This is a genomic window from Faecalibaculum rodentium (genome assembly GCF_001564455.1).
Lineage (GTDB): Bacteria > Bacillota_I > Bacilli_A > Erysipelotrichales > Erysipelotrichaceae > Faecalibaculum > Faecalibaculum rodentium.
This window is the reverse complement of sequence record NZ_CP011391.1, coordinates 18,840-31,422: the sequence shown is the minus strand read 5'-3', so window position 1 is coordinate 31,422 and position 12,583 is coordinate 18,840. Positions and strand designations below refer to the sequence as shown.

Annotated in this window: 11 protein-coding genes; 2 read left to right on the top strand and 9 right to left on the bottom strand. The window is 54.8% G+C overall.

The annotated features are described in order from the left end of the window. Nucleotides 1-4: 4 nt before the first annotated feature. The 4 genes from rsmI to tmk are packed head-to-tail and all read right to left on the bottom strand — an operon-like array spanning nt 5 to nt 3,633. Entirely contained in the window at nt 5-886 is an 882-nt protein-coding gene (gene rsmI, locus aalo17_RS00135) for a 16S rRNA (cytidine(1402)-2'-O)-methyltransferase (RefSeq protein WP_067553938.1), read from the bottom strand. Then, nucleotides 883-2,043: a regulatory iron-sulfur-containing complex subunit RicT gene (gene ricT, locus aalo17_RS00130; protein ID WP_082743141.1), complete on the bottom strand. Its 1,161-nt coding sequence runs from the start codon at nt 2,041-2,043 to the stop codon at nt 883-885. The genes rsmI and ricT overlap by 4 nt, the downstream gene beginning before the upstream one ends. After that, a complete protein-coding gene (locus tag aalo17_RS00125) occupies nt 2,030-2,935 on the bottom strand; it encodes a DNA polymerase III subunit delta' (protein WP_067553935.1) in 906 nt (301 codons plus the stop codon). Before aalo17_RS00125 ends, ricT begins: the two co-directional genes overlap by 14 nt. A gap of 26 nt (nt 2,936-2,961) precedes the next feature. Beyond that, nucleotides 2,962-3,633 carry a dTMP kinase gene (gene tmk, locus aalo17_RS00120; protein WP_067553932.1) on the bottom strand — a complete coding sequence of 224 codons (672 nt, stop codon included), beginning with the start codon at nt 3,631-3,633 and terminating at the stop codon, nt 2,962-2,964. Nucleotides 3,634-3,682: 49 nt separating this feature from the next. Between tmk and aalo17_RS00115 the strand changes: the two genes are divergently transcribed. Then, the gene (locus aalo17_RS00115) at nt 3,683-4,276 is read left to right on the top strand and encodes an SOS response-associated peptidase family protein (RefSeq protein ID WP_158507641.1); all 594 of its coding nucleotides are present in this window, start codon (nt 3,683-3,685) and stop codon (nt 4,274-4,276) included. A gap of 23 nt (nt 4,277-4,299) precedes the next feature. Further along, nucleotides 4,300-4,932 carry a YggS family pyridoxal phosphate-dependent enzyme gene (locus aalo17_RS00110; protein ID WP_067553925.1) on the top strand — a complete coding sequence of 211 codons (633 nt, stop codon included), beginning with the start codon at nt 4,300-4,302 and terminating at the stop codon, nt 4,930-4,932. Nucleotides 4,933-5,017: 85 nt separating this feature from the next. Here aalo17_RS00110 and aalo17_RS00105 read toward each other — a convergent pair whose 3' ends face one another. The 5 genes from aalo17_RS00105 to mutS are packed head-to-tail and all read right to left on the bottom strand — an operon-like array spanning nt 5,018 to nt 12,525. Continuing rightward, nucleotides 5,018-6,319, bottom strand: coding sequence for an HlyC/CorC family transporter (locus aalo17_RS00105; RefSeq protein WP_067553922.1), 1,302 nt, complete (start codon nt 6,317-6,319; stop codon nt 5,018-5,020). A gap of 7 nt (nt 6,320-6,326) precedes the next feature. After that, nucleotides 6,327-7,046, bottom strand: a complete 720-nt coding sequence (locus tag aalo17_RS00100) for a tRNA threonylcarbamoyladenosine dehydratase (RefSeq protein WP_067553919.1) — start codon at nt 7,044-7,046, stop codon at nt 6,327-6,329. Continuing rightward, nucleotides 7,036-7,977 (bottom strand): tRNA (adenosine(37)-N6)-dimethylallyltransferase MiaA, encoded by a 942-nt coding sequence (miaA, locus tag aalo17_RS00095; RefSeq protein WP_236940490.1) that lies wholly within the window; start codon nt 7,975-7,977, stop codon nt 7,036-7,038. The genes aalo17_RS00100 and miaA overlap by 11 nt, the downstream gene beginning before the upstream one ends. Next, nucleotides 7,970-9,997, bottom strand: a complete 2,028-nt coding sequence (gene mutL, locus aalo17_RS00090) for a DNA mismatch repair endonuclease MutL (RefSeq protein ID WP_067553913.1) — start codon at nt 9,995-9,997, stop codon at nt 7,970-7,972. The genes miaA and mutL overlap by 8 nt, the downstream gene beginning before the upstream one ends. Then, a complete protein-coding gene (mutS, locus tag aalo17_RS00085; RefSeq protein WP_067553910.1) occupies nt 9,997-12,525 on the bottom strand; it encodes a DNA mismatch repair protein MutS in 2,529 nt (842 codons plus the stop codon). Before mutS ends, mutL begins: the two co-directional genes overlap by 1 nt. Between the last annotated feature and the right edge of the window lie 58 nt (nt 12,526-12,583).

Here is a 12,583-nt window from a genome sequence, read left to right as displayed (position 1 = left end):
CTTGTCACCGATTGGGTATCTCTGTATCCTCTTCACCGGGCTTTGGACGCTGCAGGAGCAGACGATACAGTTCATTGGCAGACAGCCCGGTTTCAGCCGCCACCTGTTTTGCCGCTGCCTTCTGCTTCATTCCCTGTGCCGTCAGGGCCATGACCCTGGTGATGGCTGCTTCCGTACTGACTTGTTCCGGCTCGCAGCCTGCCACGACCAGCACCATTTCCCCCTTCAATCCGTCTCCGGCCGCCGACAGCAGCTCCTGCAGAGTCCCCCGGAGATACTCTTCGAATTTCTTTGTGAGTTCCCGCGCCAGACAGGCAGGTCTGTCACCAAACACTTCCACCATGTCCTCCAGGGTGTCGACAATCCGATGGGGGGCTTCATAGAATACCAGTGTCCATGGAACCGTCCGGAGCTCTTCAAGCTCTTTTTTCCGTTTCCCGGATTTCGCATCGAGAAATCCATAAAACAGGTAGTGCCGTGCATCCAGACCGGAGGCAACGAGGGCATTGATGGCTGCATTGGGGCCGGAAAAGGAAATGACCGGCCAGTTTTTCTCTGTGGCTGCCCGCACCAGGTTCTGCCCGGGATCCGAGATCACGGGATACCCCGCATCGCTCATGACCCCCACTTTGTGCCCCGAAGACAGTTCTTCCAGGATCTTCGGAATGCTGACACTCTGGTTGTGTTCATGGTGGCTGATCAGGGGTTTCCGGAATCCCAGCAGAGACAGCAGCTTTCCGGTATTCCTGGTATCTTCACAGGCAATCACATCACAGGACTCTATGGCTTCCCGGACACGGTCGGAGATCTCCGACAAATTGCCGATGGGAGAAGGGATGAGCAGCAGGGCCGGACCGTCCTGTTCAAAGCTTTTCTGCCTGTTCACCGCTTGTCCTCTTTCCCTGACTTTTCCTGTTTCTCCGCCCGGCGGTTTCTGGTGCCTCCGGCCCGCGGATCCCGGCGTCCCCCACCGGATTTTCCCTTTTTGCGTTCACGTCCGGTGCCTGTGGAGTCCGGCATCTGTTTTCTTGGTTTTCCGCTCTCGCGCAATTCCCGCCCTTCACGCACGCGGCTCTCCCGGCTGCGGCTGCCGGTTTCTTCTGACATCCGTTCGCGGTGTACTGTCTGCAATCCCGGTTCGACTGCGGGTGCAGCCGGGCTGTTTGCCTGCTGCCGGTCACCGGTTACTTTCACGGCAGCCCCGTCTGCACCCGGCTCCCGGTCTTCCCGGTCCGGCCACAGCGTATCAAAGTCCACAAACTTCACTTCTTCCCTGTTTTCCAGCTTTGCCTGCTGCTGCAGCAGGTTCATGGAAGACAGACGATAGCGGGTTCCTTCGAATACAAGCTGGGAGTTGATCCGGGGCAGATTGCGGCGCATGCGGGTATACAGGTCATTTTCAAACCGCAGGCAGCACTTCAGTTTGCCGCACTGACCGGACAGCTTGGAGATGTTCAGCGCCAGCAGCTGATTCTTGGCCATATTGATGGAGACTGTGTCAAACTCGCTCATAAACCGGCTGCAGCAGCACTCCATGCCGCAGGATCCGATTCCGCCCACCATTTTCGCCTTGTTGCGCGGGCCCACCTGCCGCAGTTCGATCCGGCAGTGAAGCTGGTGGGCCAGGTCCTTGAGCAGCTGCCGGAAGTCCACACGTTCATCCGACACATAGGTGAAGATGATCTTGGCACAGTCCAGGGTATATTCTGAACTGATCAGATGCATATCCAGACCCAGACGGCGGATGCACTGCGTGCAGACTGCCATGGCATCCTTTGCACGGATCCGGTTTTCTTCCCGCCTGGCCAGATCCTCCGGTGTGGCGATGCGCAGCACCGGCTTGCAGTCGTCCTTGGCTTTCCGGCTGTCAAAAGGCATTGCCGGCATGCAGACAGTACCGATTTCCTGTCCCCTCACGGTTTCGACCACCACCTGGTCTCCCGTATCGGCTTTCACGAATGACCCGAAAGAATATGCCTTCCGGCTCTCTTCAAACTGAATATATATAAGGTACGGATACTCTGTCCGTTCATGTTCTGTCATGATTGATCCCCTTTCTGATTCGGCTGGCCATCTGGTCGATGGCCAGGGATGGATCGGCTGTGCGCTTCACGGCTTCCACGCCCTGAATGAGCGCATCAAACACCATGGCTTTGGTCTCTGCTTCAAGTTCCGACTGCCGCACCTGCCACTGCAGGGCTTCAAAAAAGAGACGGACCATGGATCTCGTGGTCTGGGCAGCCCTGGCAGGAAACACCTCCAGCTGCAGAAACAGAAGGCCATCCGGTACATCCCACAGCGTTATGTAGTGTTTCACAGCCGGCATGATACGCTCAAGGAATTCATCAGGCTCCGGAAAATCTTCCGGTCCATAGCCTGCCGATGCCGCAGCCTGTCTGAGGTCCTCCGGAAGCTGTGTCAGGGCTTTGGCCCTGTCTTTTTCCGGCATGGGGCGCAGCTGTATGCACAGACACCGGGATTCAATCGTCGGCAGCACAGCGCTCCGTTCGCCGGCTGTCAGGATCACAGTGATACCAGGCTGTGGTTCTTCAATGAATTTCAGCAGCGCATTGGCGGCCTGGGGTGTGGCTTCATCAAAATTTTCCAGCACACAGACCCGGCTGCCTTCACTGGTCAGGGAAAACTGTTCCTGCAGCTCGGCTGCGTTTCTTTTCTGCAGGCGGCTGTTCCAGTACACACCGATTCCTCTGTGTTCCGCAGCATTCCGGCATTCCAGACACTTTCCACACCCGAAACCATCCGGATCCGGATTCCGGCAGACCAGCGCCTGTGTGACCAGTTCCGCGGCTTCACTGGATGGCACTCCCCGGGGGCCCCAGAACAGAACAGCATGGGCCATTCGATTCACCGACAGCATCTGTTTCAGAATCCGGGCAGCAGCCGGCTGTGCCCTGCAAAATGTTTCCTTGTCCATATCTCGGATCCCGCCTCCTGTCAGACTCAGTCCTGCCGGTCTGTGGTTCGCGGCGTGCCTTCCGGCCTGGGGCCGTGCAGCAGTCCGCGCTGTTCCAGCACCCTGAGACTATCTGCTGCGACTTGTTTCTCGCTTTGTTCTCCGTCAATCACGGCAATACGGTCGGGAAACCGTCGTGCCGTTTCCAGAAACCCCTGATGAACGCGTTCCCGGAACATTCTGTCCTCCAGATCAAAGCGGTCGGTCACTCCGCGTGCCTTCACACGACGGCGGGCTTCTTCTTCCCCGATATCCACAAGAATGGTGACATCGGGCATTGTATCCTGGATGGCCGGTTCGTTGATCTGCCACACCAGGTCAAATCCCAGGTTCCGTCCGATCCCCTGGTAGGCAAGACTGGAATCCACAAACCTGTCACAGATCACTGTCCTTCCCGATTCCAGCGCCGGCCTGACCACTTCCGCAAGATGCTGCCGGCGGGCGGCGGCGTATAGAATGGCTTCCGTCACGGGATCCATGGCAGTGTTTCCGGGATCCAGCAGAATGGACCGGATCTGTTCTGCGATGACAGAACCGCCAGGTTCCCGTGTCAGCAGGCAGTCAATGCCCCTGGCTTCAAGGCTGTCCCGGATATGGGCCGCTGCCGTCGATTTTCCGGCACCATCCGGTCCTTCTATGGTAATAAATGTTCCCTTCATGTTTCCTCCAGTCTCTGTGATTATAGCAAAATCACTTATAATAAGGAGAATGAAGGAGGCAGCAGCAATGTGCGGACGTTTCCAGATGACACCTGAAGCCTGGTCGGCAGCATCCCGGCTGGCCAGTATCCCCAGTTTCATTGAAATCCCCCTGGGATTCATCTATCCCGGAACCCCTTCTCTCGTTCTGACCGCTGCAGAGAATCATCCGGACTCTCTCACCGGCGAACTTGCGAAGTTCGGATGGAAGTGGAAGGCGGACAGACCGCTGCAGATCAATGCACGAAGCGAAACAGCCTGGACCAGTCCGCTGTTCGGACCCCATATGCGGCATGACCGGGCGGTGATTCCCGCATCCTGTTTTTTCGAATGGACGCCCGCCAAAGAAATGATCAGCTGCCGGGAACCGAAGTCACCTGTGCTGTATATGGCCGGATTCGTGACAGATGGATCCTTTGTGATCCTCACCACAAAAGCCAATGACAGCATTCGGGACATTCATCACCGCATGCCCCTGGTTCTACGGGAAGACCAGGTGACTCCCTGGATCCGGGATGAAGCCGCCGCAAGGCGAATGACGGATCTGACACCCCCGGAGATGATCACCCGTCCGGCCCTGTTTGAACAGCCCCGGCTGTTCTGACCCGCTGACTGAAAGGACAGACTATGAACAGAAAACTGATCGAAGAACTGCAGTCCACACCAGGCGTTGACCTGGTGGCTGTGACAAAAAAACATACAAAATCCGAGATAGACGAACTCGCAAAACTGGGACTCCGCCGATTTGGCGAAAACCGGGTGCAGGAGTTTCTGGAGAAATATGATCCAGCATATGAATGGCATATAATCGGCCATCTGCAGACCAACAAAGTGAAGTATCTGATGGGAAAAACAGCGCTGATCGAAAGCGTGGATTCCCGCCGGCTTGCTGCGGAAATCGAAAAACAGGCGGCCAAAACCGGAATCATCCAGCCGATACTCATCGAGATCCGGATTTCGGATGATCCCAACAAGACAGGATGCCCTCTTGATGAGTATCCACAGCTGCTGGAATTCGTGCTCCGGCAGCCGCATCTTCGCCTGGATGGGCTGATGTGCATCGCCTCACACACCGAAGACCAGGAAAAAGTCGCAGCGGAATTTGACAGGATGAAGGAGCTGTCCCGCGACCTCCAGACCCGGGTTCCCCGGGCCCGGACCCTGAGCATGGGCATGTCCCAGGACTGGCGGCTGGCTGTACAGCACGGCAGCAACATGGTCCGCATTGGCACAGCCCTGTTTCAGGACAGCGGCGAATAAAGGCAGTCCGGCCGGAAGCCTGACCGACCTATGCAGAACACCCCCGCACTCACTGGTACGGGGGTGTTTTTTGGATCATGCAGTTTCAATGGCCTGCCGGATGTTTCTTTCCTGCTTCTTCCTCTGTGTCTGTCTCCTGTTCCGGGAACAGGATCCGCACTTCTTCTATCCGGTTTTTCTGTGTCTTGGTGACCTGCAGCGTCACACCGTCCGGGAGTGTCACCTGATCCCCCAGTTTTGGCAGCCGGCCAATGGCATCAATCATCAGACCGCCAATGGAATCAAAGTCCTCGCTGTCCAGGTTCAGGCCCAGTTCATCATTGATGTCATGAAGACTGAGGTATCCTTTCACCACCCAGGTACGGTTTCCGACCTTCCGGATATTTTCCGCTTCATGTGCATCATATTCGTCATGGACCTCGCCCACAATTTCCTCGATGATGTCTTCCACCGTGATGATGCCTGACAGTTCTCCGTATTCGTCGAGAACGATGGCCATGTTCACTGTGGAGTTTTTCATTTCCATCAGCAGGTCGGAAACTTTCTTGTTTTCCACCGTGAAGTAAGGCTTTCGCAGCATGGCCTTCAGGTCAAACTGTGAAGGATCATCCAGCAGAAGGAGGTCTTTCATATTGACCAGACCGATGATATTGTCCACTGAATCTTCATAGATGGGGATTCTCGTGAACTGTTCCTGGCGAAACAGCGAAAGCAGATCCTTGTAGGTGCTGCCGGCTTCTGCCATCACCACGTGCACCCGCGGGACCATGACTTCCTTGGCCCTTGCATCTCCGAAATCGAATACGTTGTTCAACAGCTGCTTCTCATCTGACTGAATCACGCCTTCTTCATGCGAAACATCCACAATGGTCCGCAGTTCGCTTTCTGTCATGGATGGACCGGCTGATTCCCGGCTGATTCCAAACAGTCGGAGAATCAGAGAGGAAAACAGGTTGATGAACCAGATCACAGGTGTGAGCAGTTTCATGAGCAGTGTGATCACCGGAGCGTAGAGAAGGGCCAGCCTCTCTGCATTCTGCGTGGCCATGGTCTTGGGGGTGATTTCTCCAAAGACCAGGATCAGAAACGTGATCACGAACGTCGCAATGGAGACAGCGGCCCCGCCAAAACCGGATGCCAGGGTGGCAGCAGTGCTTGCCAGCCAGGTGTTGACGAGATTGTTGCCGATGAGGATCGCACTGAGCATTTTGTCTTCATGGGCAAAAATGGACAGCAGCAGTTTTGCCCTGTGGTTTCCTTCTTCTGCCAGTGTCCGGATCCGGATCCGGCTCACTGCGACGAGACTGGTCTCAGCGGAGGAAAAGAAACCGGAAAGAAGGAGAAGAATCACCACAAGGATCAGGGAAGATTGTATGTCACCATTCATAATACGTTCAGTTGTATTTCCTTTCCTTTGAAGTCCTGCCTGTTTCTGCCTCTGTCAGGACCTGTACACACTCTGCTGCCATGATCAGTCCGGCAGCTGCGGGGACAAACATCATGCTAGGCAGAGGACTTCCTGCCTCGGCGGGGCCAGGGAGTTCAGAGGAGCAGCATACCCTGACTGTCTCGCGGATGCCCTGCTTGCGGCGCCAGATGCGGAGGCGTTTGGCCAGTGGATCTCCGGCGGTTTTTTCCAGCTCGCAGATGCCTAGTCTGGATGGATCTCTGCGTCTTGCCATGCCCATGCTGGAAACAAACGGAATCTTCCGGGTGGTGCAGTACTCAATCAGATCCTCTTTTGCCCGGAGGGAATCAATGCAGTCCAGAACAAAGTCCGGATGCAGGGCGTCCAGACGCTCATTCATATCCCGGTCATAATACTCGTGTATCGGAATCACGTGAATGGCGGGATCGATCCGGTGAATCCTGTCGGCCAGGACCTGTACCTTGGCTTCACCCACTGTATCAGTCAGCGCCGCAAGCTGGCGGTTGGTGTTGGATGCTTCCACGATGTCCCGGTCAATGAGTATCAGGCAGCCGACACCGCTGCGTGCCAGCGACTCCACGGCCATTCCTCCCACACCGCCTGTCCCCACAACCAGGACAGTGGCATCCTGAAGCTTTTTTGCATTTTCTTCACCAATCAGCAGTGTTGTCCGTTCATTCGTCATGCAGCCAGCTCCTTATATCCTGTTTTATCGTTTCTGTATCCAGCGGATCATACCAGCGCATGGGCATCTGATGCGTGAACCAGGTTCTCTGTCGTCTGGCATATTGCCGGGTGTGTATATAAATCGACTCCAGGACCTCATCCCGGGAACAGAGTCCTTCAAAGTACGGTCTCCATTCCTTGTAGCCGATTCCCTGAAAGGCTGTGGAAGACCATGAGGCTGGATCGGCAAACAGTCCGCGGACTTCCTGCTCCAGACCGGCGGCAGCCATATCCCGGATCCGGCCCAGGAGCCGTGCATCATTGTCCTGTTTTTCCAGTCCCAGCCAGAACACATCAAAGAGCGGTGCATGCGCCTGTTCCTTTTCCCGTCCGGATTTCGTCTTTCCGGATGATGCAATCATCAGCGCCCGGATCACCCGTTTTCTGTTGTTGGGATGGATCTTGCCGGCACTCTCCGGATCCTCTCTCTTCAGGCGGGTATGGAGCTCTTCATTCGTCATGGATTCCAGCTGTGCTTTCAGAACAGGATCTTCAGGCTGTTCCTCGAATTCATAATCATACAGCGCAGCCTTCAGATACAGTCCGGTTCCTCCGCACAGAATCGGGAGATGTCCGCGGTTCAGAATGTCCCGGATGGAAGCCCGTGCCAGTTGCTGAAACTGCCTGACATCATAGGATTGTCCAGGATCCCGCACATCCAGCAGATGATGCGGGATTCCCTGCATCTCGTCTGGCGTGATTTTTGCTGTACCGATATCCATGCCCCTGTACACCTGCATGGAATCACCGGACACCACTTCTCCGTCAAACTGTTTCGCCAGCTCTACAGCCAGACGGCTTTTTCCGGTGCCGGTGGATCCTGCAATGACCAGGACCTTCGGCCTTGTTTCTGCTATCGGGGACGCTGGAAACATCCTTTGCTCAGCCACGTTCAAACTCCCTGCGCAGCCGGGTGTCAGACAGTGTGATCACGGTTGGCCGGCCATGTGGGCAGTGATATGGTTGAGAACATGCCTGTAGATCGCGAATCACCTGATTCATTTCCTCCATGGTCAGACCACGGTTGAACCGGATGCTGGAGTGACAGGCCATGGTGGCTGTGATGTGCTTTCGCAGTGCAGCGGGATCTGCAATCTCTGAGGCTGCAAACTGATCCAGGAGATCCTGCAGAAATCCCGGCGCATCCACATCATTCATCCAGAGAGGGAGTTCTCGGACAATGACCTGATTCTGTCCAAAGGCCTCGAAGCAAAGGCCGTGCGACGCCAGCTGGCGGTTGATGTCCTCCAGTCCGGCCAGCACTCTGTCTCCGGCTTTCAGCAGCACGGGAACCATCAGCGGCTGGGTCTGTCCGTCAGGGTGTCTCAGTCTCTCCCGCAGCTGTTCATAGTGGTATCGTTCCTGGGCTGCATGCTGGTCGATCACCACCAGTCCTTCCGGGCCTTCGCAAAGAATATAGCTGTCCCTGAGCTGTCCAATCACCCGAAGATGTTCGAAAAAAGCCTTTCCCTGTGCCTGTGGATGGAACTCCTCGCGGGAGACGGGCTGTACCGGAACCGGATAGTCGATGGATACAGATGTCTGAGATTCAGACACCCGCAGGTCTGTCCGGTCACCTGTGTCTGGCAGGTCCTGTGAAGCGGCAGCCATGGGAGCATGCAGATTCCTGTCAAACAGCTGTGGCTGCCGGTGTGCTTCCGGTTTGGGTTCCGGGCTGTTTGTCTGGGGCATATCCGGCTTTTGGGCGATTTGCTCCTGGTCCGGGTGCAGTGGAAATGACTGTCCGCGGCGATGAATCTCGACGGTCTGTCCAGAAGCTGCCCGGTTATCAGAAGAACAGGACTCATCGGATTGTTCATATGAACGGAAATCCCCATTTTCTGCCATTCTGCGGGTCTGTTCCTCGAATCTGTTCGGTTTCTTTTCCGGAATCTCTATAGTGTTTGTTGATATTTCCACAGTACGCAGCTGCATGTCAAATGCTTTCCGTACCGTTTCCCTGATAAGCTCCATAAGTTCAGGCTGTTTGGAAATGCGCACTTCCCATTTATTGGGGTGCACATTCACATCCACAAGCTGGGTGTCAACCTCCACATCCAGAATTGCGATTGGATACCGCCCGGGGGGCATATAGTCTGCATAGGCATCGATCAGCGCATCCTGCATCTGTCTGGAGCGGATGATCCGGCCATTGACAGACATGAACATATAATGCCGGCTGGCGCGGGAGATTTTCGGCTGTACGACATAGCCGGTAATGTGAAAGTCCTCATCCGCTTCATCCACGGCAACTGCTGAGGCAGCCACATCCCGTCCGTACATCTGATACAGGATTTCCTGCCTGGATCCGCTGCCGGCAGCATTGAACACAGGGCGGCCGTCATGGGAGAGTGCGATTCGCACATCCGGATGACTCAGGGCGATTTTGTTGACAATGTCGGATATGATACTGAATTCATACGCAGGCCGGCGCAGGTATTTGAAGCGTGCAGGTGTCCGGACAAAGAGACCGGATATCTCGATCCGGGTGCCTTTGGGAAAACGGCCTTCTTCCTGGTCCACAAGATTTCCATAGGAATACCGCAGCCGGGTCCCGGTGGTCCCGTCATCTGTCTGCAGCACAACCTCCGCCACGCTGGCAATGGATGCAAGCGCTTCTCCCCGGAAACCCATGGTCCCTATATTGAAGAGGTCATCTTCGGTTCGCAGTTTGCTGGTGGCATGCCGGCAGAAAGCCAGCCTGGCGTCTTCGGGATCCATTCCTTCTCCATCATCTTCCACCACAATGCGGGTGATCCCGCCTTCGAATACCTCGACAGAAATGGTTCGTGCTCCTGCATCCAGGCTGTTTTCCATGCATTCCTTCACAATATTGGCTGGACGTTCCACCACTTCTCCTGCAGCGATCATATTGGCAAGATGTTCGTCCAGTACCTGTATTTTTGCCATCAGTTCTTCACCTCCTTTCTCAGTTTCTTCAGTTCATACAGACAGTCCAGAGCCTCTCTGGGACTCATTTCGTCGAGATCCAGTGCATCCAGCCGGTCCATGAGTCTGTTTTCGGCCGGGGGTTTCCTGTCCATGACAAACAGACTGGGCTGCCATCTGCTCTGTCCCGTATCTGATTCCAGCTCGTCGAGAAGCTCCTGCGCCCTGTCTGTCACTGATTCAGGAAGTCTGGCAAGCCGCGCGACATTGATTCCATAACTTTTATCTGCTTTGCCTGGAATGATCCGGTACCGGAACTCCACTGTCTCCTGTTTCTCTTTCACATCCACATGCACATTCTGAATTCCGGGATTGTCCGCTTCCATGGCTGTAAGCTCGTGGTAATGCGTGGAGAACAGTGTCCTGGCATGTATCGAGCTTTCAATATACTCCAGGATCGCCTGAGCCAGAGCCATTCCATCGTATGTTGCGGTTCCACGGCCAATCTCATCAAACAGGATCAGTGAGCGGTCTGTGGCATACCGGAGTGCATTGTTGGCCTCCTGCATCTCGGCCATGAATGTACTGGTTCCTGTCAGCAGATCATCGGCAGCTCCCATCCTGGTAAAGATTCTGTCAAATACCGGCAGACTGGCACTTCGTGCAGGAATGAAGCTTCCTGCCTGTGCCATGATGACGAGCAGGGCGTTCTGTCTCATCCAGGTCGATTTGCCTCCCATGTTCGGGCCTGTAATGAGCTGAATGTCTGTATCTGCTCCCATGACCCAGTCATTGGAGACATATCCGCTCATTCTGGTATCCAGGATCGGATGCCGTCCTTCCCGGATATCCACAGCCGGGTCTTCATGAAACACCGGTCTGGTATACCCATACCTGACAGCCTGATCGGCCAGTGCAAGAAGGGCGTCGATCTGTGCAGCGGTTCTGGCAGCTGCATGGATTTCAAACAGATGACTCTCCACCTCTTTCAGCAGGTCCTGAAAGAGGCTCGCTTCCAGTGAGATTCGTTCATCGTTCGCAGACAGGATCCGGTCTTCGCGCTCCTTCAGTTCAGCGGTGGTGAAGCGTGTCGAATTCGCCAGTGTCTGCCGGGGAATATAGCCAAATTCTTCTTTGATGGCAGAGAGATTGCCTTTCCGCACATCAATGTAATACCCAAAAACCCGGTTGTATCCAATTTTCAGCGACTTCACCCCTGTCCGTTCCCGTTCCCTCTGTTCCAGATCCAGGATGAAGGAATTGCCATCTGCTGACAGCCTGCGCAGTTCGTCCAGTCGGGAATCATATCCATCGCGGAAGAGACCCCCGTCTTTCATGGTCAGGGGAAGATCCTCAATCAATGCATCTTCAATTTTCTTCTGGAGTCCGGAGCAGTCCGGGGTGATCTGCCATTCTGGCCAGGAGGGGACCGGTCTTGCAGCTTCAAGGAGCGCAGGGATCTGTTTCAGAGAAAGACCCAGCTGCCCGACATCTCTTGGACTGGCCGATCCATAGGCGATTCTTGTCGCAAGCCGGTCCATGTCATACATGGCAGACAGACAGTCTCCGATTGTTTCTCTCATCAGGAACTGATCGGTCAGAGTCTGTACTGCCTCCTGACGCCGGATTATGGCCTCTTTATCTGCCAGTGGCTGACACAGCCACCTGGCCAGCAGTCTGCTTCCCATGCTTGTGCGGCAAACGTCCAGAAATTCCCACAGAGAAACAGCCCTGGCAGCACTCGACTGCGATCTGGTGATTTCCAGGTGCTGTCTTGTTTCCTGATCCAGGATCATCGTTTTTTCCTGCTGAAGAGGCACAGCCTTCTGCAGATGTCGTATTTTCTGTTTTTGTGTATCTTCCAGATAATTCAGGAGCAGGGAAAGAGTTCCGGCCAGGACGTGAGGTTCATCCGGGACCAGCTCCTTCCTGTCGGGATCCGGCTCTCCGGCAGCTGATTCGGACAGGACAAGGGATGGATCCTGTGCCAGGGCCTGTTTCCAGTTCCGGGAAATCTGCCGCGACAATACGACTTCGGCGATATCCCGTTCCCTGAGGGCTTTCTGCAGAGCCACCAGCGACTTCTCCCGGATATCATAAAAAAGCTCTCCGGTAGAGAGTTCACAATACAGAACCGAAAGATTCCATCCATCCACATGAACCGCAGCCAGATACTGCTCGCGACGTGAACCCGTTTCCTCCAGAATGGTTCCAGGAGTCACAATTTTTACAATATCCCGTTCTACCAGGCCTTTGGATGCTGAAGGGTCTGACAGCTGCTCACAGACTGCCACCTTGTATCCCTTGTTGACAAGCCTCTGAATATAATTGTCCGCAGCATGAAACGGAACACCGCACATAGGTGCTTTTTCTCCGTTGCCGGCAGCTCTTCCCGTCAGGACAAGATCCAGCTCCCGGCTGACTGTCTTCGCATCATCGAAGAACATTTCATAAAAATCCCCCAGCCTGTAAAACAGAATTGCATCCGGATTCCGTTCCTTCATACTCAGATAATGATTCATCATGGGGGTATACTTCGTTTTTTCCATGGCCTGATTATACCATGCGATGATATGGTAAAATGATTCTCACATGAAAGGGGGTGCG